This is a genomic window from Sphingomonas sp. 22176 (assembly GCF_052045505.1).
Lineage (GTDB): Bacteria > Pseudomonadota > Alphaproteobacteria > Sphingomonadales > Sphingomonadaceae > Sphingomonas.
In genome coordinates, this window is the sequence record NZ_JBQEPL010000004.1 from 216,596 (window position 1) to 241,522 (window position 24,927).

At 68.4% G+C, this 24,927-nt stretch carries 24 protein-coding genes; 17 read left to right on the forward strand and 7 right to left on the reverse strand.

What is annotated here, in order from left to right; genetic code table 11:
- Window positions 1-82: 82 nt before the first annotated feature.
- From cobT to pncB, 14 genes are all read left to right on the forward strand, one after another.
- Window positions 83-1,099 (forward strand): nicotinate-nucleotide--dimethylbenzimidazole phosphoribosyltransferase, encoded by a 1,017-nt coding sequence (gene cobT, locus ACTJKY_RS15605; protein ID WP_440847036.1) that lies wholly within the window; start codon window positions 83-85, stop codon window positions 1,097-1,099.
- Window positions 1,096-1,662 (forward strand): histidine phosphatase family protein, encoded by a 567-nt coding sequence (locus ACTJKY_RS15610; RefSeq protein ID WP_440847037.1) that lies wholly within the window; start codon window positions 1,096-1,098, stop codon window positions 1,660-1,662. The genes cobT and ACTJKY_RS15610 overlap by 4 nt, the downstream gene beginning before the upstream one ends.
- Window positions 1,659-2,381 (forward strand): adenosylcobinamide-GDP ribazoletransferase, encoded by a 723-nt coding sequence (locus ACTJKY_RS15615; protein WP_440847038.1) that lies wholly within the window; start codon window positions 1,659-1,661, stop codon window positions 2,379-2,381. The genes ACTJKY_RS15610 and ACTJKY_RS15615 overlap by 4 nt, the downstream gene beginning before the upstream one ends.
- A complete protein-coding gene (locus tag ACTJKY_RS15620; RefSeq protein ID WP_440847039.1) occupies window positions 2,378-3,355 on the forward strand; it encodes an aminotransferase class I/II-fold pyridoxal phosphate-dependent enzyme in 978 nt (325 codons plus the stop codon). Before ACTJKY_RS15615 ends, ACTJKY_RS15620 begins: the two co-directional genes overlap by 4 nt.
- On the forward strand, window positions 3,348-4,280 hold the full coding sequence (cbiB, locus tag ACTJKY_RS15625) for an adenosylcobinamide-phosphate synthase CbiB (protein WP_440847040.1): 933 nt from the start codon (window positions 3,348-3,350) through the stop codon (window positions 4,278-4,280). The genes ACTJKY_RS15620 and cbiB overlap by 8 nt, the downstream gene beginning before the upstream one ends.
- Window positions 4,268-5,725, forward strand: coding sequence for a cobyric acid synthase (locus ACTJKY_RS15630; protein WP_440847041.1), 1,458 nt, complete (start codon window positions 4,268-4,270; stop codon window positions 5,723-5,725). The genes cbiB and ACTJKY_RS15630 overlap by 13 nt, the downstream gene beginning before the upstream one ends.
- Window positions 5,722-6,228, forward strand: a complete 507-nt coding sequence (gene cobU, locus ACTJKY_RS15635) for a bifunctional adenosylcobinamide kinase/adenosylcobinamide-phosphate guanylyltransferase (RefSeq protein WP_440847042.1) — start codon at window positions 5,722-5,724, stop codon at window positions 6,226-6,228. The genes ACTJKY_RS15630 and cobU overlap by 4 nt, the downstream gene beginning before the upstream one ends.
- A gap of 68 nt (window positions 6,229-6,296) precedes the next feature.
- Window positions 6,297-7,478 carry a dipeptidase gene (locus tag ACTJKY_RS15640; RefSeq protein ID WP_440847043.1) on the forward strand — a complete coding sequence of 394 codons (1,182 nt, stop codon included), beginning with the start codon at window positions 6,297-6,299 and terminating at the stop codon, window positions 7,476-7,478.
- A gap of 108 nt (window positions 7,479-7,586) precedes the next feature.
- Window positions 7,587-7,997: a MarR family winged helix-turn-helix transcriptional regulator gene (locus ACTJKY_RS15645; protein ID WP_440847044.1), complete on the forward strand. Its 411-nt coding sequence runs from the start codon at window positions 7,587-7,589 to the stop codon at window positions 7,995-7,997.
- Window positions 7,994-10,039, forward strand: a complete 2,046-nt coding sequence (locus tag ACTJKY_RS15650; RefSeq protein ID WP_440847045.1) for an FUSC family protein — start codon at window positions 7,994-7,996, stop codon at window positions 10,037-10,039. The genes ACTJKY_RS15645 and ACTJKY_RS15650 overlap by 4 nt, the downstream gene beginning before the upstream one ends.
- Complete coding sequence (locus ACTJKY_RS15655) at window positions 10,036-10,251, forward strand: DUF1656 domain-containing protein (RefSeq protein WP_440847046.1); 216 nt, start codon at window positions 10,036-10,038, stop codon at window positions 10,249-10,251. The genes ACTJKY_RS15650 and ACTJKY_RS15655 overlap by 4 nt, the downstream gene beginning before the upstream one ends.
- Complete coding sequence (locus tag ACTJKY_RS15660) at window positions 10,248-11,195, forward strand: efflux RND transporter periplasmic adaptor subunit (RefSeq protein WP_440847047.1); 948 nt, start codon at window positions 10,248-10,250, stop codon at window positions 11,193-11,195. Before ACTJKY_RS15655 ends, ACTJKY_RS15660 begins: the two co-directional genes overlap by 4 nt.
- A gap of 2 nt (window positions 11,196-11,197) precedes the next feature.
- On the forward strand, window positions 11,198-12,595 hold the full coding sequence (locus ACTJKY_RS15665) for an efflux transporter outer membrane subunit (protein ID WP_440847048.1): 1,398 nt from the start codon (window positions 11,198-11,200) through the stop codon (window positions 12,593-12,595).
- A gap of 9 nt (window positions 12,596-12,604) precedes the next feature.
- Entirely contained in the window at window positions 12,605-13,909 is a 1,305-nt protein-coding gene (gene pncB, locus ACTJKY_RS15670) for a nicotinate phosphoribosyltransferase (protein ID WP_440847049.1), read from the forward strand.
- On the opposite strand, the gene ACTJKY_RS15675 is transcribed toward pncB, so the two are convergent.
- From ACTJKY_RS15675 to ACTJKY_RS15685, 3 genes are all read right to left on the reverse strand, one after another.
- Window positions 13,906-14,949, reverse strand: a complete 1,044-nt coding sequence (locus tag ACTJKY_RS15675; RefSeq protein WP_440847050.1) for a DUF2332 domain-containing protein — start codon at window positions 14,947-14,949, stop codon at window positions 13,906-13,908. The genes pncB and ACTJKY_RS15675 overlap by 4 nt on opposite strands.
- Window positions 14,950-15,054: 105 nt before the next feature.
- On the reverse strand, window positions 15,055-16,914 hold the full coding sequence (locus ACTJKY_RS15680) for a HAMP domain-containing methyl-accepting chemotaxis protein (protein WP_440847051.1): 1,860 nt from the start codon (window positions 16,912-16,914) through the stop codon (window positions 15,055-15,057).
- Window positions 16,915-17,425: 511 nt separating this feature from the next.
- Complete coding sequence (locus ACTJKY_RS15685) at window positions 17,426-17,659, reverse strand: hypothetical protein (protein ID WP_440847052.1); 234 nt, start codon at window positions 17,657-17,659, stop codon at window positions 17,426-17,428.
- 99 nt (window positions 17,660-17,758) lie between these two features.
- Here ACTJKY_RS15685 and ACTJKY_RS15690 point away from each other — a divergent pair, with 99 nt between their 5' ends.
- Window positions 17,759-18,913 (forward strand): aminotransferase, encoded by a 1,155-nt coding sequence (locus tag ACTJKY_RS15690; RefSeq protein WP_440847053.1) that lies wholly within the window; start codon window positions 17,759-17,761, stop codon window positions 18,911-18,913.
- 4 nt (window positions 18,914-18,917) lie between these two features.
- Here ACTJKY_RS15690 and mtnA read toward each other — a convergent pair whose 3' ends face one another.
- Genes mtnA through ACTJKY_RS15710 form a run of 4 tightly spaced genes read right to left on the reverse strand, consistent with a single transcriptional unit; the run spans window position 18,918 to window position 21,788 of the window.
- Window positions 18,918-19,964, reverse strand: a complete 1,047-nt coding sequence (gene mtnA / locus ACTJKY_RS15695; protein WP_440847054.1) for an S-methyl-5-thioribose-1-phosphate isomerase — start codon at window positions 19,962-19,964, stop codon at window positions 18,918-18,920.
- Window positions 19,961-20,593 carry an acireductone synthase gene (mtnC, locus tag ACTJKY_RS15700; protein ID WP_440847055.1) on the reverse strand — a complete coding sequence of 211 codons (633 nt, stop codon included), beginning with the start codon at window positions 20,591-20,593 and terminating at the stop codon, window positions 19,961-19,963. Before mtnC ends, mtnA begins: the two co-directional genes overlap by 4 nt.
- Window positions 20,594-20,616: 23 nt before the next feature.
- Window positions 20,617-21,165 (reverse strand): 1,2-dihydroxy-3-keto-5-methylthiopentene dioxygenase, encoded by a 549-nt coding sequence (locus tag ACTJKY_RS15705; RefSeq protein WP_440847056.1) that lies wholly within the window; start codon window positions 21,163-21,165, stop codon window positions 20,617-20,619.
- Window positions 21,162-21,788, reverse strand: coding sequence for a methylthioribulose 1-phosphate dehydratase (locus ACTJKY_RS15710; RefSeq protein WP_440847057.1), 627 nt, complete (start codon window positions 21,786-21,788; stop codon window positions 21,162-21,164). Before ACTJKY_RS15710 ends, ACTJKY_RS15705 begins: the two co-directional genes overlap by 4 nt.
- 319 nt (window positions 21,789-22,107) lie before the next feature.
- Here ACTJKY_RS15710 and ACTJKY_RS15715 point away from each other — a divergent pair, with 319 nt between their 5' ends.
- Together ACTJKY_RS15715 and ACTJKY_RS15720 are read left to right on the forward strand one after the other, a co-directional pair.
- Window positions 22,108-22,770, forward strand: a complete 663-nt coding sequence (locus ACTJKY_RS15715) for a murein L,D-transpeptidase catalytic domain-containing protein (protein WP_440847058.1) — start codon at window positions 22,108-22,110, stop codon at window positions 22,768-22,770.
- 105 nt (window positions 22,771-22,875) lie between these two features.
- The gene (locus tag ACTJKY_RS15720) at window positions 22,876-24,927 is read left to right on the forward strand and encodes an NAD(+) synthase (protein ID WP_440847059.1); all 2,052 of its coding nucleotides are present in this window, start codon (window positions 22,876-22,878) and stop codon (window positions 24,925-24,927) included.

Consider the following 24,927-nt stretch of genomic DNA (forward strand, 5'->3'; position numbering starts at 1 on the left):
TGCGGCCGGTCGATTGTCATTGCTGGAACGGGACGACCAACGTGCACATCCTTTCTTCCCTCCGCAGCGGCGCAGGCGCGGCATGATCGATCTTTCGAGCGTCGCCGCCTTTGACCGCGCGCTTGTCTCGCTACCCGATGCGGACGCGCTCGTCGCAGATGCCGCGCTGGAACGCCAGCAGCAGCTCACCAAGCCGCCGGGCTCGCTGGGGCGGTTGGAGGACCTCGCCATCTTCCTCGCCGGCTGGCAGGGCCGCGAACGCCCGTCGATGGACGCCGCGCGCGCGGTGATCTTCGCCGGCAACCACGGGGTCGCCGCGCAGGGCGTCAGCGCCTTCCCCGCAGAAGTGACCGCGCAGATGGTCGCCAATTTCGCGGCGGGCGGAGCGGCGATCAACGCGCTGACCGGCGCAATCGGGATGCGGCTGGACGTGGTCGCGCTCGAGCTCGACCGCCCCACCCGCGACTTCACCACCGGCCCGGCGATGGACGAGGCCGAGTGCCTGTCCGCGCTCCAGCAAGGTGCCGCGGTGGTGACGCCCGACACCGATCTGCTGCTGCTGGGCGAGATGGGCATCGCCAACTCGACCGCGGCGGCAGCTTTGTGCCTGCGCAGCTTCGGGGGCACGCCGGCCGACTGGACCGGTCCCGGCACCGGGCTCGACGCGCACGGCGTCGGCCGCAAGGGTGCGGTGATCGCCCGGGCGATCGAGGTCCATGCCGAGGCGCCGCACACTCCGTTCGAGACGCTGCGGCGGCTGGGCGGGCGCGAGTTGGCGGCGATCGCGGGGGCGGCACTCGCCGCGCGCCATGCGGGCGTACCGGTGCTGCTCGACGGCTTCATCTGCTGCGCGTCGCTCGCGCCTTTGGCCGCCGCGGCGCCCGCCATTCTCGACCATTGCATCGCCGGCCATTGCTCGGCCGAGCCGGGCCATGCGCGGCTGCTCGCGCGGCTGGGGCTGGAGCCGCTGCTGCGGCTCGACATGCGGCTGGGCGAAGGCAGCGGTGCGGCGGTCGCGGCGGCGGTGCTGCGCTCGGCACTGGCGGCGCATAACAGCATGGCGACCTTCGCCGAAGCGGGCGTTGCCGACGGCGCATGAGCGGTATCTTGCTCCACCTGCTCCGCCACGGCATCACCGATGCCGAGGGCCGGCTGATCGGCCGCACCGACGCGCAGCCGCTCGCCGCGGGGGTGCAGGCGTGCGTGTCGCGTGCCGCGGGGCTGGCGGTAGCAGCGGTGGTGCACTCGGATCGCACCCGTAGTTCGGTGCCCGCCCGACAGATTGCCGCCGTGATGTCCCTCGAAGCCTGCGAAGACGCCCGCTGGCGCGAACTCGATTTCGGCGCGTGGGAAGGACTTTCCTTCGATACGATCGACGCCGAGGCGCTCGCCGCGTTCCAGTCCGACCCAGCCCATCATGCACCCCCAGACGGCGAAGCCTGGTCGGCGCTCGTCGCGCGCGTCAGCGATGCGCTTGGCACGATCAATCGCCCGACCCTGGTCGTCACCCATGGCGGCGCGATGCGCGCGGCGCTCGCCACCCTGTGCGCCCTCGACTTTCCCCAACTCTGGAACATCGCTTTGCCCCATGCCGCGCTGCTGAGCCTGCGCGTCTGGCCCGGCACCCCGCGCGTCGGCCAGATCATCGGACTTGTGACATGAAAGAATTCGTTCTCGCCCTCCAGTTCCTGACGCGCCTGCCGCTGCCTGCCATCAGGGCCGACGGCGCTACCTTCGTCCGCTCGATGCGCTGGTTCCCCGCAGCCGGGCTAGTCGTCGGGCTGGTGCTGCTGATCGGCCTGTGGCTGGGCAATTTGCTCGATCCCTGGACGGGCGCATTGTTCGGGCTGGCGGCGTGGGTCGGCGTCAGCGGCGCGCTGCACCTCGATGGGCTTGCGGACCTCGCCGATGCGAGCGGCGCGCTGCACAAGGGGCGCGAGCGGTTGCGCGAGGTGCTGGCCGACCCGCATGTCGGCAGCTTCGGCGTGGTCGCGATCGGGCTGCAACTGGTCGCCAAGCTGGTGCTGCTCCACGCACTGCTGGCGAGCGCCGGCTGGTGGACCATCCTGTTCGTGCCCGCCGCCGCCCGCTTTGGCCCGCTGGTGTGGACCCGCTGGCTGCCGCCGCTGCACGACGGGCTGGCCAGCCGCTTCCGCAGCGCCGTGCGCCCGGCAGACCTGATCGTATGGCTGGTGCTGCTGGCCTTCGCCGCCGCGCTCGCCGCGCCCGCCCTGCTTGCAGCACCGGTGCTGATCGCCGCTTGGGGCTGGCGGGTGCAGCGCCTCCTCGGCGGCATCTCGGGCGACGGACATGGCGCGGGCATCGAGCTGGTCGAGACCGGCCTGCTGTTGGCACTGGTGATCGCGCCGCATCTGGGATGAGCGACCCGCTGCTCCACCATGGCGGCAACCTCGCGGCCGCCCGCGCGCGGTACGGCGACGGGCCGTGGCTCGATCTTTCCACCGGGATCAACCCGATGCCGTGGCCGGTGCCTGCCGATCTGGATATCGACCTGGGCCCTTTGCCGGATCCGTCGCTGCTGGCCGATCTCGAGGCTGCGGCAGCAGCCCATTTCGGTGTTGCGCCCGAACATGTCTGCGGGCTTCCCGGGAGCGAAATGGGGCTGCGGCTGCTGGGCCCGCTGCTGGGCGGGCGCGCCTGCCATCATGTGCCGGGCTACCGCACGCATGGTGCAGCGTTCCCCGATAGCGTGCCGCTCGCCGCCGACACGCCGGTGCCCGGCGACGCGGCGCTGCTCCTCGCCAACCCGAACAACCCCTGCGGCACGCTGCGCGACCGAGCGCCCCTGGAGGGGATGCTGGAAGAGCGCACCGCCGCAGGTGGCTGGCTGGTCGTCGACGAAGCCTTTGCCGATGCGCACCCCGAGGCAAGCATCGCACCGCTCGTCGACGACACGCGCAGGCTGATCGTCTTCCGCTCGTTCGGCAAATTCTTCGGGCTGGCCGGGCTGCGGCTCGGCTTCGTCCTGGCGCCCCGCCCCATCCTCGCCCGCTACCGCGCACTGCTCGGCGACTGGCCGATCGACGCCTCGGCCTTGGCGATCGGCACCCGCGCCTATCGCGACCTGGCGTGGATCGACGCGGCGCGGACCTCGCTTGCAGACCGAGCGGCGGCCTTCGACCGCCTGCTCGATGCGCATGGCTTGCGCCCGGAGGGGAAGTCGCCGCTGTTCCGACTGGTGTCTCACCCCAACGCCGCGGCACTCTTCGAGCAATTGGCCCGAGCACACATCCTCGTTCGGCCGTTCGACTATGCGCCGCACTGGCTGCGCTTCGGCGTGCCGTCCGACGCGGCGTCGCTGTACCGTGTCGACCGGGCGCTCCGCCATGGCTGAGCCGGTCGCGCTCACTGCGCTGGCGCTGGAAGCGGCGGTCGGCTGGCCGGCTTGGCTCTACGCGCGGATCGGCCACCCGGTCGGCGGCTTCGCGCGGCTGATCGCTGCCTGTGAGCACCGCTGGAACCGGCCCGAGGCCCCCGAACGGCGCCGCCGCCTGCTCGGTATCGCGACGGTATTCCTTCTCCTCCTGGTCGCGATCGTTGCCGGCCTCGCAATAGAATCCGTGGCGGCGCATTCCTCCTTCGGCTGGCTGGTACTCGTCGTCGCGGCCTTTCCGGGCCTCGCCCAGCACAGCCTCTATGTCCACGTTCGGCCGGTAGCTGCAGCGCTCGCCCGCGGCGACTTAACCGCAGCCCGCATCGCGGTCGGCTACATCGTCGGGCGCGACACCGCGCGGCTCGATGCTCCCGGTGTCGCGCGTGCCGCGATCGAAAGCCTTGCCGAAAGCTTCTGCGACGGCATCGTCGCGCCGCTCTTTTGGCTGCTTGTCGCTGGCGTGCCGGGCTTGTGGGCGTACAAGGCCATCAACACCGCCGACAGCCTGATTGGTCACCGCGAGCCGCGCTGGCGTGCTTTCGGCTGGGCGGCAGCGCGTACCGACGATCTGCTCAACCTAGTGCCTGCGCGGCTATCGGGCGCAATCCTCTGCATCGCAGGCGGACGCGGCTGGCTGACCTTGTGGCGCGATGCCCGCAAGCATGCCTCGCCCAATGCCGGCTGGCCCGAAGCGGCGATGGCCGGTGCGCTCGACCTGCGGCTGGCGGGACCGATCGCCTATGACGGCGTGGTGGCCGACAAGCCGTGGATCGGAGACGGCCGCACCGAGGCGACCGCGCATGACATCCGCCGCGCGCTCGCCCTCTATATCCGCGCCTGCGGGCTGCTATGGATCGTCGCCGGAGGGATCGCATGGCTGCGCTGATGCTGCAGGGTACTGGGTCGGACGTCGGCAAATCGGTGCTGGTCGCCGGCCTGTGCCGCGCGCTGAGCAACCGCGGCCTCCGCGTCCGCCCGTTCAAGCCGCAGAACATGTCGAACAACGCCGCGGTGACCGAGGATGGCGGCGAGATCGGCCGCGCCCAGGCGCTGCAGGCACTCGCCTGCCGGGTGGCGCCGCATACCGACATGAACCCGGTGCTGCTCAAGCCCCAGGCCGATCGCACCTCGCAGCTGGTCGTGCACGGCAAAGTGCGCGGCACGCTCCACGCGGGCAATTACCGCGAGGCGCGCAAGGCGCTGCTCGGCGAGGTGCTGACCAGCTATCGCAGCCTCGCCGCCGCATGCGACCTGGTGCTGGTGGAAGGCGCGGGCTCGCCCGCCGAGATCAACCTGCGCGCCGGCGACATCGCCAATATGGGCTTCGCCCGCGCCGCGAACGTGCCCGTGATCCTGGTTGGCGACATCGATCGCGGCGGGGTGATCGCGGCGGTGGTCGGCACCCGCGCGGTGCTCGATCCCGAGGATGCCGCGATGATCCGTGGCTTTATGATCAACAAGTTCCGCGGCGATCCTGCGCTTTTCTCTGATGGCTATGCGCAGATCGAACAACGCTCCGGCTGGCGCGGCTACGGCCTGATCCCGTGGCTGCGCGACGCGTCGCGGCTGCCGAGCGAGGACGCGGTGGTGCTCGAGGGCGGCGCGAAGGCCGAGGGCGGATGCATGGTGATCGCCTGCCCGATGCTGCCCCGCATCGCCAATTTCGACGATCTCGATCCGCTCAAGCTCGAACCCGGCATAACGCTGGCGATGATCCCGCCGGGCAAGCCGCTGCCGGGCGACGCGGCACTGGTGATCCTGCCCGGCTCCAAGGCGACGATCGCCGATCTCGCGGCGCTGCGCGAACAAGGCTGGGACATCGACCTGATGGCGCACCACCGGCGCGGCGGTGCGATCCTCGGCATCTGCGGCGGCTACCAGATGCTCGGGCGCACGATCGCCGATCCCCACGGGATCGAAGGACCCGTCGGCAGCGCGCTTGGGCTCGGCCTGCTCGACGTGGAAACCGAACTTACCCGCGACAAGGCGCTGCGCCCCGCGCAGGGTACCGCGCTCGGTGCCGAGATCCGCGGGTACGAGATGCACATGGGCGTCACCACGGGTCCGGACACCGCCAAGCCTTTCGCAATGCTCGATAGCGGGCTCGACGGCGCCATCGCCCCGGATGGCAGCGTGTTCGGCACCTACCTCCATGGCCTTTTCGCCAGCACCGAGCTTCGCCGCTCGCTGCTCGCGCGGATCGGCATCGCCTCAAGCGGAATGGATTATGCCGCCTCCGTCGAGACCGCGCTCGATGCAATCGCCGCTGAGCTCGAAACCCATGTCGACATTCCCGCGCTGATCGCGCTCGCCCAGGAAGCATCCGCATGACCAGCCTGTTTGCCCTCGGCGGCGCCCGCTCGGGCAAGAGCCGCTATGCCCAAGCGCGTGCCGAGTCCCTTCCAGGTGACCTGCTCTATATCGCCACCGCGCAGGCGTTCGACGAGGAGATGGCGGACCGCATCGCACGGCACGTCGCGGATCGCGGTCCCCGCTGGTCGACGCTGGACGTGCCGCTCGATCTGCCCGCCGCGATCCTCGCCAACGCGGCGCCAAGCCACGTGCTGCTGGTCGACTGCTTGACGCTGTGGACCTCGAATCTGATGTTCGCCGAGCGCGACCTCGAAGCAGAGACGGAGGCGCTCGCCACCGCCGTAGCGCAGGCGGGTGGTCCGGTGATCCTCGTCGCCAACGAAGTCGGCCTGGGCATCGTGCCGGACAACGCGCTTGCCCGCCGCTTCCGCGACGCCGCCGGGCGCATCAACCAGGCAATCGCCGCCACGGCCGACGAGGTGCAGTTCATTGCCGCCGGACTTCCGCTGCGACTGAAATAGGCGAGAGTTGACGGATCGGCGGCAGCGCACGACGCTGGCGCTCCCTTACGCTTCCGAGAGCCTCGCCGATGAAGTCGATCCTCGCCCTGCCCTTGCTGCTCGCGCTTGCGCCGGAAGAGGATGTGACGCCCGTGGATCGCCTCGCGCACGACCAGATGCTGGTACTCGACACCCATCTCGACACACCCGAGCTGTTCGAACATCCCGGCTGGGACTTCGCTCGCTGGCACGATCGCGCGTTCGACGGCAGCCAGGTCGACATTCCCCGCATGGAGCAGGGCGGGCTCGATGGCGGGTTCTTCGTCATCTACACGCCGCAGGGGCCGCTGACCCCAGCCGGCTACGCCGCCGCGCGCAACGCCGCACTCACCCGGGCCACCTGGATCCAGCGCGTCGTCGCCGCGCACCCCGACAAGCTCGAACTGGCGACCACGCCTGCTGATGCCCGCCGCATCGCCGCCAGCGGCAAGCGTGTCGTCTTCCAGAGCATCGAGAACAGCTACCCGCTGGGCGAAGACCTGAGCCTGCTCGCCCATTTCCACGATCTCGGCGTCCGGCTCGCCGGCCCCGTACATTTCCGCAAAAACCAGTTCGCCGACAGCGCCACGGACAAGCCGAAATGGCACGGCTTCAGCCCGCTCGGACGGCAATGGGTGGCGGAAATGAACCGGCTGGGCATGGTGATCGACGTCAGCCACGCCTCGGACGAGGTGTTCGACCAGGCGCTGGCGCTGTCGAAGACCCCGATCCTCGCCTCGCATTCGGGGCCGAAGGCGATCTTCAATCATCCCCGCAACCTCGACGACGCACGGATGCGTAGGCTGGCGGCCGCGGGCGGCGTGCTGCAGGTCAACAGCGTCTATCTCGCGCCCTCGGTTTCGGTACCCGGCGGCGAATCGATTGGCGAGCGGCAGCGGCGCTGGTGGGTGCTGCCTCCGGCCGAGCAGCGCAAGCTGGTCGCGGACATTGCTGCGCTGGGGCCGATCGGCGGCACCGCCGATTTCGAGCTGTTCATGCGCAGCCTGCTCCACGCGATCGAGGTGATGGGTGTGGACCATGTCGGCATCGGCGCGGACTGGGACGGCGGCGGCGGCGTGCGCGGCATGGAAGACATCACCGCCCTCCCCCGCATCACCGCCCGGCTGCGCAAGGCGGGCTACGGCGACGCCAACATCGAGAAGATCTGGAGCGGCAATGCGCTACGCGTGCTGCAGGCCGCGGAGGACTGGGCGGCGGCTCACCCCGGATAAAAAACGCCCTGCCTATATCAGCGGAGAGCTTGACGTGATTAGTTAGCGTCCTAACTAATGGCCCTCATGGCCGATCGGCACACCTTGGAACGCGCGCTTGCGACGCGAATGAACCCCGCGTCCCGCGCTTGGCAGCGGCTTGGCGATGCCGCGCTGGCATCGCTCGGCATCTCGAGCTCGACCGGATGGACGCTCGTCTATCTGCAGCGGCTCGGCGAGGATACGCGGCAGGCGGACCTTGCCCGCGCGGTCGGTGTAACCGAAGCCTCGCTGGTCCGCACGCTCCACGCGCTGGAGGACGCCGGCCTCGTCGAGCGCGTTTCCGATCCCCGCGACCGTCGCGCCAACAAGCTTCGGTTAACAAATTCCGGCGTTTCGCTTGCGTCACGGATCGACGCGCGGCTGGCTGCGTTGCGCAGCGAGTTGCTCGATGGGGTGAGTGACGAAGCGCTGGAGACGACCTTGGCGGTACTCGATCATCTGACGGCGCGCCTCGCCGAACGGCGGCCGCTGCCATGACCGATCGCTGGGGCATCGACGCCGCCGTCTTCTCGCTCAAATCCTATGCGGCGGCGATGCTCGCCATCTATTTGGCGCTGTCGATCGGGCTCGACCGTCCCTATTGGTCGTTCCTCACCGCTTATATCGTCGCGCAGCCGCTCGCGGGCGCGGTGCTCTCCAAGGCGCTGTTCCGGATCATCGGCACGATCGTCGGCGCTGCGGCGGCCGTGGCGATGGTGCCGCCGCTGATCAATACGCCCGAGCTCCTGGTGCTCGCCATTTCGAGCTGGTTGGCGCTATGCGTGTTCGTCTCGCTGCTCGACCGGACCCCGCGCTCCTACATGTTCGTGCTGGCGGGCTATTCCGCCGTGCTGATCGTGCTGCCGAGCGTCGACGCACCGGGCACCATCTTCACCGTCGCCAGCCTGCGGGTGCAGGAGATCACGCTCGGCATCGTCTGCGGCAGCCTGGTGCACGCCGTAGTCTTCCCCCGCTCGGTCACCGCCTTCCTGCTGAGCCGCGTTTCGGCCATCCTCCACGACGCCGAGCGCTGGTCGCGCGATTCGATCGCCCTGGAGCCGATTGCCGGAGTAGACGCCGAGCGCCGCCGGCTCGCAGCCGACATCACCGAACTGCACCAGCTCTCGATCCACCTCCCCTATGAGACGGCGCGGACAACCCCGCGGGTACGCACCGTGCGCGCGTTGCAGGACCAGCTGTCGCTGCTGATGCCGCTGGGTGCGGCAGTGGACGACCGGACGGTGCAGCTGCTCGCGCATGGCGGGCTGCCGCAGCCGGTCGCCGCCTTGCTCGTCGACACCCAGTACTGGCTCGACACGCTCGATCGCGACCGCGACGAACGCGCCGCCGAGGCCGCGATCCTGGAGGCGCGCTGCGCCGCCCTCGAACCCGAAGTGCATCCGGGCAGTACGTGGCACGACCTGCTGCTGCTCAGCCTGCTCTCCCGCCTTGCGGCACTGATCGCCGCGCATCGCGACTGCCGGGAACTCGCCGAGCAGCTCGCCACGCTCGATCGCCGGCCGGTGAGCCCGCGCGTCGCCGAACTGCTCGAAGGCCGCCGCGGCCGCGAGCTGCATATCGACTGGATCGGCGCGGCGCGCGGTGCGCTCGGCGCCTTCCTCACTCTGGCCGTCGGCTCGGCGATCTGGATCGCGAGCGGCTGGTCGGATGGGTCGACCGCGGTGATGCTCGCCGGTGTGTTCCTGGCGCTGTTCGCCGCCGCGCCCGATCCGCTGCTGCCGCTGCGCACCTTCTTCTGGGGCACGCTGGTCGCGACGATCCTCGGCGCGATCTATGGCTATGCGATCATGCCGCGGCTCGACGGTTTCGTGCAGCTCGCCGCGGCGATGGCGCCGCCGCTGCTGATCCTCGGCGCGATGATGCATTCGCCCAAATGGATGGGGCTGGCACTGCCGACTCTGCTCGGCCTCGGCAGTCCGCTGCTCATTTCGGCGAAGTACACCAGCGCCTTTGCCAGCTTCGTCAACGGCGCGATCGCGCAGCTGATGGGCGTGGCTTTCGCGATCCTGATGGCGCGGCTGCTGCAATCGGCGGGTATCGAGCAGGCGATCCGGCGGACGCTGCGCGCCGGCTGGGCCGACATCGCCGAGCGCAGCAACCTGATGACGCCGCCCGACATCCGCGGCTGGATCAACCGCATGCTCGATCGCATCGCGCTGCTCGCACCCCGGCTGGCGCTGAGCGGCCGATCACCGGGCAAGCCGCTCTATGACGCGCTGCGCGACCTGCGTACCGGTGTGGCGATTGCGGAATTGCGCGCGCTGCGGCTCGAACTACCCCCCGAACGTTCGGCGCCGCTCACCGACGTCCTCCGCGACGTCGGCGACTATTATCGCCGTCTCGAACCGGAAGTTGAAAAGCCCGAGGATCCCGGCTTGCTTGCCCATATCGACACCGCGTTCCACGCCATCGCGCACGATAGCGACGCTGCCGTCCGCCGCACTGCCGCGCTCGGCCTGCTGGCCCTGCGCCGCAACCTCTTCCCCGATGCAGACCCGATGCCGGAGGCCAAATTGTGACCGGTGAAATCTCCATCGACGGCGTGTTCGTGCCGACGCTTCTGCTGCTCGGCGTCATCGCCATGGTGCTGACCATGGTGCTCGCGCGCCTGTTCAACGCCTTGGGCCTGTATCGCTTCGTCGCCTACCGCGCGCTCGTCGACCTGTGCCTGTTCATCCTCCTGCTCGGCCTGCTCGCCTGGGCCACCCCCTCGATCGGATTCCGCCCATGAAACGCTACCTCCCCGCCCTCGGCCGCAGCGCCGCGACGATCCTGATCGTGGTCGCCGCCGCCTTCGTCGCGCTGTGGTTGTGGCAGCATTATGCGCGCAGCCCCTGGACGCGCGACGGGCGCGTGCGGGCGGACGTGGTGCGGGTGACGCCGGACATCGCCGGGCTGGTGACCGCAGTGGCGGTGCACGACAACCAGCAAGTCAAGGCGGGCGACCTGCTCTTCGTGATCGACCAGCCGCGCTATTCGCTCGCACTCGCCCAGGCTCGCGCCAGTGTCGAGAGCGCCCGCGCGACGCTCAACCAGGCGCAGCGTGAGGCCCGGCGCGACCTCGCCCTTGGCAACCTCGTTGCCGCCGAGACTCACGAGCAGAACGTCGCCCGCGTCGCCACCGCCCAAGCCGCGCTCGCCCAGGCGCTGACCTCGGTGCAGAGCGCCGAGCTCAACGTCTCGCGTACCCAGGTGAAGGCGTCGGTCAACGGCACGGTGACCAATCTCGATCTCCACCCGGGCGACTATGTCGCGGCGGGCCAGCAGGCGATGGCGCTGGTCGATGCCGACAGCCTGCGCGTCGAAGGCTATTTCGAGGAAACCAAGCTGCCCAGCATCCGCATCGGCGCCCCGGTGACGGTGGAGCTGATGGGCGAGCCGCGGCTGCTCCACGGTGTGGTCGAAAGCATTTCGGCCGGTATCAACGACACAACCCGCAGCAATGCCGGCAACCTGCTGCCGAGCGTCGACCCCACCTTCACCTGGGTCCGGCTGGCACAGCGTATTCCGGTGCGAGTGAAGCTGACCCAGGTCCCGACCGACGTGCGGTTGATTACCGGGCGGACCGCAACGGTGACCATCCAGCCGGCCGCCGCTGCGCAGCCCGCGCCGATGCGTCCCGCGCCTACGCCGACGCCCACGCCGACGCCATCCGCAACCCCGAGGGCGCAGTGACCATGCGCCGTCTTCCCCTGCTCGCCGCGCTCGCGCTGGTCGCCGGCTGCACCCGCGCCGGGCCCGACTATCATCCGCCGGTCGCGGGCCCTGCCAATGATCCGGCCGCGACCGGCAAGTTCCTCTCCGCGCAGGACAAGGCCTTCGCCGACGAACCGCTGCCCGATCACTGGTGGCGGCTCTACGCCGATCCCCGGCTGGACGCGCTGGTCGAGCAGGCGCTCGCCGCCAATGCCGACCTGCGCGCCGCCGATGCCAATCTCCGCCGTGCCGAAGCAGTGGTTCGCCAGACCGATGCCTCGCGCCAGCTGACCACCGATCTTTCCGGCGGCACGACCCTTGCCCGCCCTTCCGGCACCGGCGCCGCCCTGCCGGGAACGCTTGGCTATAATCTCGGCATTTCGGTCGGCTATCCGCTCGACGTGCGCGGCAAGATCGCGCGCGCCATTGAAGCCAGCCTCGCCGATCGCGATGTGGTCGCCGCTGCGCGCGACGCGGTGCGGATCAGCGTCGCGGCTGCGACTGCCCGCGCCTATGCCGATGTCTGCGCGGCCAATTTCCGGCTGGCAACGACCCAGCGCATCGTCACCCTGCAGCGCCAGACGTTCGGCGCGACCCAGCGGCTGCAACGCGCCGGCCGCGGCACGGCGTTCGACGTGACCCGCGCCCAGGCTGCGGTGCAGACCAGCGAAGCCAACCTCCCGATCTTCGCCGCCCAGCGACGCGCGGGCCTCTACACGCTTGCGGCGCTGCTCGGCCGCCTGGCGGCAGACTATCCGCGCGACGTGGAAAGCTGCGCCGCGCTCCCTGCCCTGCCCCGGCCGATGCCGGTTGGCGACGGTGCGGCCATGCTCCGCCGCCGCCCCGACATCCGGCAGGCCGAGCGGACCATCGCCGGCGACACCGCGCGGATCGGCGTCGCCACCGCGGATCTCTATCCGCAGATCAACCTCGCTGGCTCGGCCGGACTCAGCGGGCTGGTCGATCGCGCCGGCGGCCCGACATCCTTCGGGTTCAGCCTGGGACCCCTGATTAGCTGGAGCTTCCCCAACCGCCCCGCTGTCCGCGCGCGGATCGATGCGGCGGGCGCGCAGGTCGATGCCGACATTGCCCGCTTCGACTCCACCGTGCTCAGCGCGCTGCGCGATACCGAAACGGCGCTGGAGACCTATGCCCGCGACCGCGACCAAGCCGAAGCGCTCCGCCAAGCACGCAACAGCGCGGCAACGGCGGCGGATCAGGCCGGCCGGCTGTTCCGTTTCGGCCGGAGCGACTTCCTCGCGCTGCTGCAGGCGCAGAGCAACCTTGCCCAGGCCGAAGCGAGCTATGCCACGGCACAGGCAAAATTGCCCGACGACCAGATCGCAATCTTCCTAGCCCTTGGCGGCGGCTGGGAATAAGACCGGCTCATGACCTTCACCGATATTGCGAGCCGGACCTACAACCATAATTTCCGGCTCGACCCGATCGTCCGCAGCCTGCTCGACACCGATTTCTACAAGCTGCTGATGCTGCAGATGATCCGGCGTCTCCATCCCGAGACGCAAGTCACCTTCTCGCTGATCAACCGCACCAAGTCGGTGCGGCTGGCCGAGGTGATCGACGAGGCCGAATTGCGCGCCCAGCTCGATCATGCGCGGACGCTGCGCTTCGCCAAGAAAGAGCTGATCTGGCTCGCGGGCAACAGCTTCTACGGCAAGACCCAGATGTTCGCGCCGGACTTCATTGCCTGGCTCGCCGAGTTCCAGCTGCCGGAATATGAACTGGAGCGCCGAGACGGCCAGTTCGTGCTGCATTTCCACGGCCCCTGGACTCACACGACCATGTGGGAGATCCCGGCGCTGACCATCGTCAACGAGCTCCGTTCGCGCGCGGCGATGCGCGGGCGCGACCGGTTCGCGCTCGACGTGCTCTATGCCCGCGCCAAGGCCAAGCTGTGGGACAAGGTCGAGCGGCTGCGCACGCTGCCCGATCTCGTGCTGTCGGACTTCGGCACGCGGCGGCGCCACGGCTTCCTGTGGCAGCGCTGGTGCGTCGAGGCGCTCAAGGAAGGCCTGGGCCACCGTTTCATCGGCACCTCCAACGTGTTGCTGGCGATGGACGCGGACCTGGAAGCGATCGGCACCAATGCGCACGAGCTGCCGATGGTCGAGGCCGCGCTGTCACCCGATGATGCCAGCCTCGCCGACGCGCCCTACCGCGTGCTCGAGAAGTGGCGCGCCCATTATGGCGGCAACCTGCTGATAGCACTGCCCGACGCGTTCGGCACCACCTCGTTCCTCGCCCGCGCGCCCGATTGGGTGGGCGATTGGACCGGCTTCCGCCCGGACAGCGCTCCGCCGATCCCGGGTGGCGAGCAGATCATCCGCTGGTGGCAGGAACATGGTCGCGATCCGCGCGAGAAGCTGCTGATCTTCTCCGACGGCATGGATGTCGAATCGATCGAGGCGACCTATCGCCACTTCAACGGGCGTGTGCGGATGAGCTTCGGCTGGGGTACCAACCTCACCAACGACTTCCGCGGCTGCGATCCCGACGGCTCGGCCGGGCTCGAGCCGATCTCGCTGGTATGCAAGGTGGTGGCGGCGAACGGGCGTCCCGCGGTCAAGCTGTCGGACAATCCCGCCAAGGCGACCGGCGAGCCTGCCGAGATCGAGCGCTACCTGAAGGTGTTCGGCAGCGCCGGGCGTACCGAACAGCTGGTGCAGGTCTAGCCGCGCCAGTCGACCGAGTTGCCATAGGGGTGGCACGTTGCGAGCACGCGGCGTTCCTCTCCGCCGGGGAACCAGCTGAGCGAGAGCCGCACTTCGCTGCGCGTCTCGGTCCACTCGAAGCCGACCCAGGCGAGCGGCCGCTCCGGCGTGGCGTACCGCCCGGCGTCTTGGATCATCGCGACCACCGCAGCGCGGTCGCGCGGCGGCAGATATTGCAGCACCATCGAGTGCATGACGACGCGGCAGACACCCGCGGCCTGCGGCTCCGCGAGCTGGCGCGCGAGCCATTCGGAGGCGTCACCCTTCTCGATCTCGGGCGGGTGGCGACGCGCCATGCCGAGCGCCTCTTCCAGCCGGTGCAGCCGCAGCGGCTGGTCGGCGAAGATATAGGCCATCAGCCGCTCGCAGGTCGCCGGGTCGGCGGCACTGAGTGGGTTGAGGTCGACACCGCGTGCCGAAACGACCTCCAGCGGCGCAGGTTGCGGCGCGGGACCGTGCCAGTCGGGGGCGACCTGCACGGGTGAATGACGGTCGCCGGCGAGTGCGCCGCCGAGATCGAAGCCATAGCGGCCCAGGTTGAGGTTCAGGCCACAGCTCGAGCCGATTTCCAGCAGCTCGAACGGCAGGCCGAAACGGTGACGCACCTGCATCAGCGCGGCGACGATCGCGCCGGACCGGCCGACTTCGTTGGTCTGCGGGGTACGGCGCAGGAAGCCGGCGATCAGATTGTCCTCGTGCGACAGCGCCTCGCCGACCGCACCGTCGAAATCGTCATGTTCGTGTCGGTAGAGCGCGGCCAGCGCCGGCGGATTGCCGCGGCGGGCGAGAAAGTGCAGCGCCGCGTTGAAGCGCATCGCGAGTGCGGCTGCGGCGGGATCACCGTCCCAGTGCGTGATCACCGCCTGGCTGTGCGGGCCGCGGCCCAGCTGACGCAGGCCTGCCGCCAGCACTTCGCCGATGAACGGCGAGCCTAGCTCGGTGGCGACCCGCGCCATGCGCGCGATCTCCACAATACCCGTCCGGGGAGCGATCATGTTCATTACCATTTTCCCGGGCAGAAGCCGCGTCGGATCTTGTCGCCGGGGGCCGTCCGATTCGCAACCGGATCGAACGGCCATGCCCGGGTCATCACGTGCTTCCGACGATCAGAAGCTCTGCCAGTCGTCGTCCGCGCCGTTGCTGCGGACGAGCGCCGAGACCGCGGCCGCAGGCAGTGGCTTGACGCTGCCGCCGTTGAACCGGCTCGGGGAAACGCGCGAGCTTGCCATCTGCGTGGCTGCGCCATTGCCCACCTTGAAGCGGCTGGCCTGTTCAGAAAGCACGCTGACTTCGCTCGCCAGGTTACGCGCGGCGGCCGAGGTTTCCTCCACCATCGCGGCGTTCTGCTGGGTCGACTGGTCCATCTCGCCCAACGCGGCGCTGATCTCGGTCACCGCGCTCGACTGCGCATGGTTGTCCGAGGCCATGTTGCCGAGCAGCTGGTGGACTTCGCCCACGCCGCTGGAGATGTCGGCCAGCGCGCCGTCGACACGCTGCACCGCCTGCACGGCGGTGACGATGTCGCTCTGCGTCGCGGTCAGCTGGTCGCGGGCGCGGCCGGCTTCCTCTTCGGCGCGCATCGCCAATGCAGAGACGAGGTCGGCGACGACCGCGAAGCCGCGGCCTGCCTCACCGGCGCGGCCGGCTTCGACCGCAGCGTTCATCGCGAGAACGCGGGTCTGGAAGGCGATCTTGTCGAGGCCCTCGATGACGCTGTCGATGCCCTTGGCGCTATCCGACACGCGGGTCATTGCCTGCACCGCTTCGTCGGCGGTGCTGCGGCCGTTGTCGACCGTCGCCATCGTCCCGTCGGCACGTTCCACGGTGCGGCCGGCGGAGGCAGCAGTGGCCTTCAGGCGCTGGTCCATCTGGGTGACGGCAGCAGCGGTCTCTTCCAGGCTGGCGGCATTGGCTTCGGTGCGCCGCGCGAGGTCTTCGCTGGCCTGGGCGATCTCGTTCGAGCCGGTGCGGATCGACGTGGTCGCCTCGATCACCGATGCGATCAGCTCGCGCAGGCTCGACAGGGCGTTGTTGAAGTTGGTCTTCACCACGCTGTATTCGCCGGGGAATTCGACGTTGATCTGCGCGGTCAGATTGCCCTGAGCCAGCTCGGCGAGGTGCGAGGAGACGGTCTCGACGACCATCTTCTGCGTCGCCTCGGCCTTCGCGCTGGCGGCATCCGACGCTTCCTTGGCGAGCGCGGCATCGCGGAACACCAGCACTGCGCGCGCCATGTCGCCGAGTTCGTCGCCCCGTGCGGTGGCAGGCACTTCGACATGGTTCCGGCCGGCGGCGAGATCCGCCATGGTGCGGGTAAGCTGGCTGATCGGGCGCGCGATGATGCTGCTGAGCATGACCGCCAGACCGATAGCGATGCCGATCAGCGCGATCGCGCCGATGATCAACACGGTCGTCGCGGTGCTGATCGCGCCTTCCTGGCGCGCGCCGTTCTTTTCGATCGCTTCGGCCTGCGCGTCCTTGATCGCCCGCAGCGGCAGCACCGCGGCCGAGACCAGCACGGCCTTGCCGGCGCCGCGGACTTCGGCCTGCGCCTCTTCGCGCTTGCCGGCCTTCACTTCACGGATCAGCCGGTCGCCCCACTTTTCGCGCCACGACAGCGTTTCGGTCCGCGACTTGCGCAGCCCTTCGAGCAGCGCCGGATCGGTGAGCAGCTTTTCCAGCTCCGCCGAGGTTTCGTCATATTCCGCGCGGCCCTCGTCATATGACTTCAGGTACGTCGGGTCGGCGGTAACCAGGAAGCCGCGCAACTGGCTGTTCTGGCGCAGCAGCGCGGTTTCCAGCGTCAGCGTCTTCGAATGGATCTGCTGGCTAAGATTGTTCTGGTCGGTGACCGAACGAATCATCGAAATGTTCATGAAGAACACGATCATGACGATCGCTGCCGATGCGCAGATCAGCAGGAACGACAGTGCGAGCTTCCTCGGAATCTTCATCGATGCAATCATTTCTGGTCTTTCCGATAGTTTCTGGCGCGCCCGAACGTGCTGTTGTCGATCGCGGCCTGCGCTTGGGCCGAGCCGATCGCCGAAGTGGGGAAAGCGGGCGTGGTCATGTGCGCTCGGCGCATGGCGCCAATGGCGGACAGCAAACGGCCGCAGGGGCGACCCGAGCATCTCCAATGGCTAGAAACCGAACCTGCACGCGCATACCAATCCCGTTCCCCGGTCTGTGGTTTATCGCATTATAGGAACGATCTCTTACCGATCGGTCACCGCGCGCAGAAACAACCTCCGTCGAATCGCGTAGAACGCTCGGAGGGAACATCGGAAATAGCGTTTGGAAGGCGCTGGTCCGGTTCGGAAAACCCGGATAGGAAAACGCGGTCCGGCATGATCTACGTTATAGTACGCAGATGTGCAGGAATACCACGCGGCGCCTTGATTGGCGCGTTTTGCGCTTGCGGGGGGATCGGGCTGGCTCGCCACCCCGCCCCGCCGCAGCCAACAGGTCGCGGTGTTACTTGCGCTCCTTGCGCCCGCCCTTCCAGTACAGAAGGCCCGCGACGATCGCGGCCGAGCCGACGCCGATCGCGGCGCCCATGCCGATCTGGCGCGAGCTCGGCATCCGGCGCTTGGCAGCCTCCGCCATTTCCTTGGCGGCGGCGAGCGCCTCCCCTTCCCCGGCATGCGGCGCCTCGGTCTTGGGATAGGGCGACTGCGATTCGGCGGGCACGGGCGGTTTCTTGGTCATCATCTTCCTTCGACACACGCGGTCATCAACCGCCTTCTTCATGCGGCGGTTCCGCCCCGGCTTGCAAGGCGCAACCGCACTCCGCCATAGCGGTCTGCGATGAACCCGATCTATTCCTCGATGGGCACGACCATCTTCGAAGCCATGTCCGCCCGCGCCCGCGCGAACGGCGCGATCAATCTCGGCCAGGGCTTTGCCGACGGCCGAGGGCCAGAGGCGGTGCTCGACGCCGCCGCGCGCGCCGTGCTGGAGAAATCGAACCAATATCCGCCGATGGCAGGACTGCCCGAACTGCGCCAGGCGGTGGCGGATCATTATGCCCGCCACCAGGCGCTGAACCTGGCGGCGGAGGAAGTGATCGTCACCTCGGGCGCAACCGAGGCGCTGGCCGCAGCACTGTTGGCGCTGATCGAGCCCGGCGACGAAGTGCTCTGCTTCCAGCCGCTCTACGACGCCTATGTGCCGCTGATCCGCCGCGCCGGCGGCGTGGCGCGCTTCGTCCGCCTCAGCCCGCCCGAATGGCGGATCGATCGCGCGGCGCTGGAAGCCACGGTGACGCCGAAGACCCGGCTGATCCTGCTCAACAACCCGCTCAACCCCGCCGCAACGATGACCGGCGCCGAGGATCTGGCGATGCTCGCCGATTTCTGCGTCGCGCATGATCTCACCGCGATCTGCGACGAGGTGTGGGAGCACGTCACTTTCGACGGCGCGCGCCACCTGCCGCTGATCGGCTTTCCCGGCATGCGCGAGCGGACGGTGAAGATCGGCAGCGCGGGCAAGATCTTCGCGCTGACCGGCTTCAAGGTCGGCTGGATGTGCGCCGCCCCGCCCCTCGCCCGGGTGCTGGCCAAGGCGCACCAGTTCCTCACCTTCACCACCCCACCCAACCTGCAATGGGCGGTGGCCGAGGGGCTGGCGACGCAGGACGACTGGGTACAGGACGCCCGCCATAGCTTCCAGGCCGGGCGCGACCGGCTGGCCAAGGGGTTGCGCGACGCCGGGTTCGCGGTGCTGCCGAGTGCTGCGACCTATTTCCTCTCGGTCGACCTCACCGCCTCCGGACTGGCTATGGACGACGTGACCTTCAGCGAACGGCTAGTCGACGAGGCCAAGGTCGCGACGATCCCGGTCTCGGCCTTCTATGCCGAGGATCCGGTGACCAATGTCGTCCGCTTCTGCTTCGTCAAGGAAGATGCGGTGCTGGACGACGCCCTCACGCGGGTGAAGGCGTGGCGCGCCACGCTGAGCTGAGGGTTCAGATCCGGTCGAGCACCCCGCGTTCGGTGATGTAGCCGGTCACCAGCCGCGACGGAGTTATATCGAACGCGGGGTTCAGTGCCGGAGAATCCGTCACCCGGATCGTCGCGATCCGGCCCGCTTCGTCGGGGCCGGTGAGGCGGGTGACTTCCTCGGGCGAGCGCGCCTCGATCGGGATGTCGGCACCGCTGGCGGTTGCCGGGTCGAAGGTCGTGTAGGGCAGCGCCACATAGAAGGGCACGCCATTGTCGTGCGCCGCGAGCGCCTTCAGATAGGTGCCGATCTTGTTGCAGACATCGCCATTGGCAGTCACCCGGTCTGTCCCGACGATCACCGCGTCGACCTGCCCCTGCATCATCAGCAGGCCACCCGCATTGTCGGCGATCACGGTGTGCGGCACGCCGTGATTGCGCAGTTCGAAAGCGGTGAGCAGCGCTCCCTGGTTGCGCGGGCGGGTCTCGTCAACCCAGACATGCACCGGGATCCCCGCGTCGTGGGCGAGATAGATCGGCGCCGTGGCGGTGCCATAGTCCACCGTCGCCAGCCACCCGGCATTGCAGTGGGTGAGGATGTTCAGCGGGCGGTCCGGGTGCCTGGCGTGGAGTTCACGAAGCAGGTCCAGCCCATGTTCGCCGATCGCGCGGCAGAGCTCGGCATCCTCATCGCAGATCGCGTCGGCGCGCGCATAGGCGGCGGCGGCGCGCTCCGTTTTGGGCAGCCCCTCTACCGCCCTGCGGACCTGATCGAGCGCCCAGCGCAGGTTGATCGCGGTGGGCCGCGTTTCGACCAGCGTCGCATAGGCGGCGTCGAGCCCTGCGTCGCTGGCATCCACCGCCAGCGCCATGGCAAGGCCATAGGCGGCCGTCGCCCCGATCATCGGCGCCCCGCGCGTCCACATCTCGCGGATCGCCACTGCCGCGGCGTCGAGGCCGCGCAGTTCCACCCAGCGGATCTCCCAGGGGAGCTGGCGCTGGTCGAGGATGCGAATGCCCTTCCCATCGGCGGTACGCGCGATCGATCGGGTATGCGTGCCTTCCAGGATCACAGGCGAATCTCCGCGAGCGAGTGAATGTCGGCGGGGCCGCCGGCGCGATCGATCAGCAGCGCGCCCAACCCCGCCGCGCGCGCGGCATCAACCTCGGGCTGCACGTCTGATACGAACAGGATTTCCGTTGCGTCGAAGCCGGTTGCAGTCACGATCTTCGTATAGCTCTCAGCTTCGCGCTTCGGTCCGGTGGTCGTGTCGAAATAACCCGAAAGCATCGGCGTGAGGTCGCCGGCGATCGAATGGCCGAAGATCAGCTTCTGCGCGGCGGTCGATCCCGAGGAGTAGATGTAGATCGACATGCCGGCGGTATACCAGCGATGCAGCGCCTCCGGGGTATCGGGATAGACATGCCCCTGCAGCGTGCCGTCGGCATAGCCCTGCGCCCAGATCAGCCCCTGCAGCGTCTTGAGCGGCGTGGCCTTGCGATCCTCGGCGATCCAGCCGAGCAGGGTTGCCACCTTATCCTCACCGGGAACGTCGGCGAGGATCGGCGCCACTTCCTCAGAATGCGCTTCTACAAAAGTAGCCAAATGCTTGGCTGCGTAGGGAAAAAGCACCTCCGCCACGAAGGCGATACTGCTCGTGCTCCCCTCGATGTCGAGCAGGACGGCCTTGGTCTGGGTCATGGAGATACTCGCTGCGCCGCGCGTCAGGCGGCGATGGGCTCGTGGCGCGGGAAGCGGTCGGCGATCGCGTCGCCGGTGAACTGCGCGATCCAGCCATCGGGGTTGATGAACAGGCGGATCGCGGTGAAGCGCGGGCTCGGCCCCATGTCAAACCAATGCGGCGTGCCTGCCGGCACCGAGATCAGATCCCCCTCCGTGCAGAGAACGGCATAGACCCGATTGCTCATATGCAGTGTGAAGAGCCCCTCCCCTTCTACGAAGAAGCGCACTTCGTCCTCGGCGTGGCGATGCTCGGACAGAAACTTGGTGCGGAGCGTATCCTTTTCGGGATTGTTCGGCACCATCCGGATCACGTCGACCGAGCGATAGCCTTGCTCGGCCTTCAGCCGATCGACCTCGGGCGCGAAGGCGGCGAGCACCGCGTCCTGGTCCGCATCCGCCGCGATCGCCCGCGAGGGCCAGCGTTCGAACCGCACGCCGCGGATCGCCAGTTCCTCAGCGATCGTCATCGGATCCTGCGTGTCGAGGAGCGACGCCCCATCGGTGTCCGAAAAGATACGAAGTCGGCTCATCGTGCCCATGTCCGTCTGAAGCTGGCCTCGGCGAGCTCGGCAGCGACCATCCATTCGGTCGCCTCCAGCACGCGTTCGGCCTCGTCCACGTCCTTGCCCCAGGCATAGAGCCCATGGCTGCGAATGAGATACGCCGGAATGGCGCCTGGCGCCAGCAGCGCCGGGCGGATCGCCGCCTCGATCACGGCCATCTCCTGGCTGTTGTCGACGATGGGCAGCCGCACCTCGGCCGCGTGCGTGGTGTGCCCGGGATAAGCCTTTAGCATTTCATGACCCGCCAGCGTGATGCCCCCGGCATCGGTTGCGCGGCTGAGCCCCACCGCCTGCGGCGAATGGCCGTGCAACACGGCGCCGGCCTCCGGGAATAGCCGATAGAGGGCGAGATGCAGATCCGTTTCCGCCGAGGGCTTGCCCTCGGTCAGCGGATTGCCGTCCAGATCCACGCGCATGATCCCGTCGGTGGTCAGCCGGCCCTTGTGGCGGCCCGAAACGGTCAGCGCGATGCTGCCGTCGTCCAGCCGGGCCGAGTAGTTGCCCGAGGTCGCCGGCGCCCAGCCGCGCGCATCGAGCCGCCTGCCGGCCTCGATCAGCGCCGCGATGGCCTGTTCATAGGACATGGTCATGCCGCGCCTCTAGCGCTTCGCGCGCGCGGCGCGACACAGAATTTTTCGCTTTGGGAACAGATCAACGATGCCAGTTCGATGCGGCGCGATTCGGCAAATCGTAAACATCCACCGTCCCGAAACGACATGACGGCTCGGTGAACCGGGTAGCAGGTGCGCCGAAACGCGCCACAAACGGGCATTAGCGGGACCATCATTAACGATGCTTCTGCTATACGGTTGCCAGGGCATGACAGAAATTTGCGGGCGCAGAACAAACATCATGGATTCGAACGCTTCGGTACAAACCCGTCGGGCTTTGCTCAAATCGGCACTGGTAATGGCGAGCGGCGCAGCGGTTTCGGCCTGCGCCTCGCGCACGATCGGCACGACGATGGCCGCTGCCGCACCGCCGCCGCGCATCCACCCGGCGCCGGTCGCCTCGTTGAACCCGGCGCCAAAGGTTGCCGCCCAGGCGCGGATCGTCCCCGCCGGCATCCGTCCCGATCTGTTCAGGCGCGCAACCGCTGCGCTCGATCGGCACTCGATGCACGTCGACACCCATGATCGGATTGCCGTCGCCGACTTCTCGCTGCCTTCGTCGCAGCCGCGCTTCTTCCTGGTCAACATGGGCACCGGCGAAGTGGAGCCGCTGCTGGTCGCGCACGGGATCGGTTCCGATCCCGGCCATACCGGCGTGCTCCAGCGCTTCTCCAACCAGATCAATTCGGAAGCGACCTGCGAGGGCGCGTTCCTCACCGCCGATTATTATGTCGGCAAGCATGGGGATTCGCAGCGGCTGATCGGGCTCGACCCGACCAACAACAACGCGCTGGCGCGGGCGATCGTCGTCCACTCGGCCTGGTATGCGAACCCGGACATGGTCCCGAAGCACGGCAAGCTCGGCCGCAGCCAAGGCTGCTTCGCGGTCGGCGAGCGCCAGCTGGCCAAAGTGTTCGAGCGCCTCGGGCCTGGCCGCATGATCTACGCCGCCAAGGCGTAAGTGCCCCTTAGCCCCTCCTCCGAGGAAGGGGCTTGAGTAGGGTATGCGGATACATCCCGCCCTCGCGGGGTTGGCAGGCCATGGTCCCCAGCATAGGACACACGCATGGCCGATCCGCATCCGTTCTTCGCGCTCCACCGTCACGGCATGATCCGCGCGGGCGTCTGCACGCCCGTCGGCACCGTCGCAGATCCGTCCGCCAATGCCCGCGCGACCATCGCGCTGGCGCAAGCGGGTGACGCCGCGGGCGCGGACATCCTCGTTTTCCCCGAACTCAACGTCACCAGCTATGCGATCGACGACCTGCACCTGCAGGACACGATCCTCGCCTCCACGCAGGCGGGCATCGCCGCGATCGTCGAGGCAAGCCGCACGCTGAAGCCGGTATTGCTGGTCGGCGCTGCGCTGGCGCGGAACGGGCGGCTCTACAATTGCGCGGTCGCCATCGCCCGCGGCCGCATCCTGGGCGTGGTGCCCAAGACTTACCTGCCCAATTACCGCGAATATTACGAGAAGCGCTGGTTCGCCTCGGGCTCGGGGCTGCGCGACCTGGAGATCACGGTTGCCGGCCAGACCGTGCCGTTCGGCCCCGACCTGCTGTTCGCGGCGGAAGATCTAGCCGACTTCATCTTCCATATCGAGATCTGCGAGGATTATTGGGCACCCCAGCCCCCTTCCACCGAAGGTGCGATGGCCGGCGCGCTGGTGCTGTGCAACCTCTCCGCCTCCAACATCGTGATCGGCAAGGGCCGCGAACGCGAGCTGCTCTGCGCCTCGCAGAGCTCGCGCACGATCTCGGCCTATCTCTACTCCGCCTCGGGTCCCGGCGAGAGCACCACCGACCTAGCCTGGGACGGCCAGGGGCTGATCTATGAATTCGGCGAGAAGCTCGCCGCCTCGCAGCGCTTCGAACTGGCCGATGCGATCACCTACGCCGATCTCGACCTGGAGCGGCTGCGGCTGGAGCGGATGCGCGACGGCACGTTCAACGACAATGCCCGCAACGCCTGCATGCCCGAAACCCGCTTCCGCCGCATCGCCTTCGCGCACCAGCCCGACTTTGCCGACCGCGGGCTGCTCCGCCCGACCCGCCGCTTTCCCTTCGTGCCCAACACGCCCGCGGCGCTGGAGGAGGATTGCTACGAGGCATTCAACATCCAGGTGGAGGGCTTGCGCCAGCGGCTCGCCTCGACCAAGAGCAAGTCGCTGATCATCGGCATTTCGGGCGGGCTCGATTCCACCCATGCGCTGATCGTCGCCGCCAAGGCGATGGACCGGCTGGGGCGCCCGCGCACCGACATTCTCGGCTATACCATGCCGGGTTTCGCGACGAGCGAAGGCACCAAGTCGAACGCCTGGGCGCTGATGCGCGCGATCGGGGTCACCGCGGCCGAGATCGACATTCGCCCCACCGCGCGTCAGATGCTCGCCGATATCGGCCACCCCTTCGCGCAGGGCGAGCCCGTGTATGACGTAACTTTCGAGAACGTCCAGGCAGGGCTGCGCACCGACTATCTGTTCCGCCTCGCCAACCGCAACAGCGGCTTCGTGCTCGGCACCGGCGACCTGTCCGAACTGGCGCTGGGCTGGTCCACCTATGGCGTCGGCGATCAGATGAGCCATTATGGCGTCAATGCCGGCGTGCCCAAGACGCTGATCCAGTATCTGATCCGCTGGAGCGTCGAGAGCGGCCAGTTCGTCGGCGAGGCGGCGACCGTGCTGCTCTCGATCCTCGATACCGAGATCTCGCCCGAGCTCGTGCCCGCCGATGCCGATGGCAAGATGCAAAGCACGCAGGACCGGATCGGCCCCTATGAGCTGCACGACTTCTTCCTGCACCATATTGCGCGCTTCGGGCTGAAGCCGTCCAAGGTCGCGTTCCTCGCCTGGCATGCCTGGAAGGATGCCGAGGCAGGCCTGTGGCCGATCGGCTTCCCGGCCGAAGGTCGCAACCAGTATGACCTGGCGACGATCGCCAAGTGGCTGGAAAACTTCCTGTTCCGCTTCTTCCAGATCAGCCAGTTCAAGCGTTCGGCGCTGCCCAACGGACCGAAGGTCTCGGGCGCCGCCGCGCTCAGCCCGCGCGGGGACTGGCGCGCGCCCTCGGACAGCGTCGCAACCGCCTGGATCGAGGAACTGCGCGCCGCCCTGCCCTGA

Coding starts and splice junctions, on each gene's coding strand:
- cobT (WP_440847036.1), top strand. CDS start 83: ATGATCGATCTTTCGAGCGTCGCCGCCTTTGACCGCGCGCTTGTCTCG.
- ACTJKY_RS15610 (WP_440847037.1), top strand. CDS start 1,096: ATGAGCGGTATCTTGCTCCACCTGCTCCGCCACGGCATCACCGATGCC.
- ACTJKY_RS15615 (WP_440847038.1), top strand. CDS start 1,659: ATGAAAGAATTCGTTCTCGCCCTCCAGTTCCTGACGCGCCTGCCGCTG.
- ACTJKY_RS15620 (WP_440847039.1), top strand. CDS start 2,378: ATGAGCGACCCGCTGCTCCACCATGGCGGCAACCTCGCGGCCGCCCGC.
- cbiB (WP_440847040.1), top strand. CDS start 3,348: ATGGCTGAGCCGGTCGCGCTCACTGCGCTGGCGCTGGAAGCGGCGGTC.
- ACTJKY_RS15630 (WP_440847041.1), top strand. CDS start 4,268: ATGGCTGCGCTGATGCTGCAGGGTACTGGGTCGGACGTCGGCAAATCG.
- cobU (WP_440847042.1), top strand. CDS start 5,722: ATGACCAGCCTGTTTGCCCTCGGCGGCGCCCGCTCGGGCAAGAGCCGC.
- ACTJKY_RS15640 (WP_440847043.1), top strand. CDS start 6,297: ATGAAGTCGATCCTCGCCCTGCCCTTGCTGCTCGCGCTTGCGCCGGAA.
- ACTJKY_RS15645 (WP_440847044.1), top strand. CDS start 7,587: ATGAACCCCGCGTCCCGCGCTTGGCAGCGGCTTGGCGATGCCGCGCTG.
- ACTJKY_RS15650 (WP_440847045.1), top strand. CDS start 7,994: ATGACCGATCGCTGGGGCATCGACGCCGCCGTCTTCTCGCTCAAATCC.
- ACTJKY_RS15660 (WP_440847047.1), top strand. CDS start 10,248: ATGAAACGCTACCTCCCCGCCCTCGGCCGCAGCGCCGCGACGATCCTG.
- ACTJKY_RS15665 (WP_440847048.1), top strand. CDS start 11,198: ATGCGCCGTCTTCCCCTGCTCGCCGCGCTCGCGCTGGTCGCCGGCTGC.
- pncB (WP_440847049.1), top strand. CDS start 12,605: ATGACCTTCACCGATATTGCGAGCCGGACCTACAACCATAATTTCCGG.
- ACTJKY_RS15675 (WP_440847050.1), bottom strand. CDS start 14,949: ATGAACATGATCGCTCCCCGGACGGGTATTGTGGAGATCGCGCGCATG.
- ACTJKY_RS15680 (WP_440847051.1), bottom strand. CDS start 16,914: ATGATTGCATCGATGAAGATTCCGAGGAAGCTCGCACTGTCGTTCCTG.
- ACTJKY_RS15685 (WP_440847052.1), bottom strand. CDS start 17,659: ATGACCAAGAAACCGCCCGTGCCCGCCGAATCGCAGTCGCCCTATCCC.
- ACTJKY_RS15690 (WP_440847053.1), top strand. CDS start 17,759: ATGAACCCGATCTATTCCTCGATGGGCACGACCATCTTCGAAGCCATG.
- mtnC (WP_440847055.1), bottom strand. CDS start 20,593: ATGACCCAGACCAAGGCCGTCCTGCTCGACATCGAGGGGAGCACGAGC.
- ACTJKY_RS15705 (WP_440847056.1), bottom strand. CDS start 21,165: ATGAGCCGACTTCGTATCTTTTCGGACACCGATGGGGCGTCGCTCCTC.
- ACTJKY_RS15710 (WP_440847057.1), bottom strand. CDS start 21,788: ATGACCATGTCCTATGAACAGGCCATCGCGGCGCTGATCGAGGCCGGC.
- ACTJKY_RS15715 (WP_440847058.1), top strand. CDS start 22,108: ATGGCGAGCGGCGCAGCGGTTTCGGCCTGCGCCTCGCGCACGATCGGC.
- ACTJKY_RS15720 (WP_440847059.1), top strand. CDS start 22,876: ATGGCCGATCCGCATCCGTTCTTCGCGCTCCACCGTCACGGCATGATC.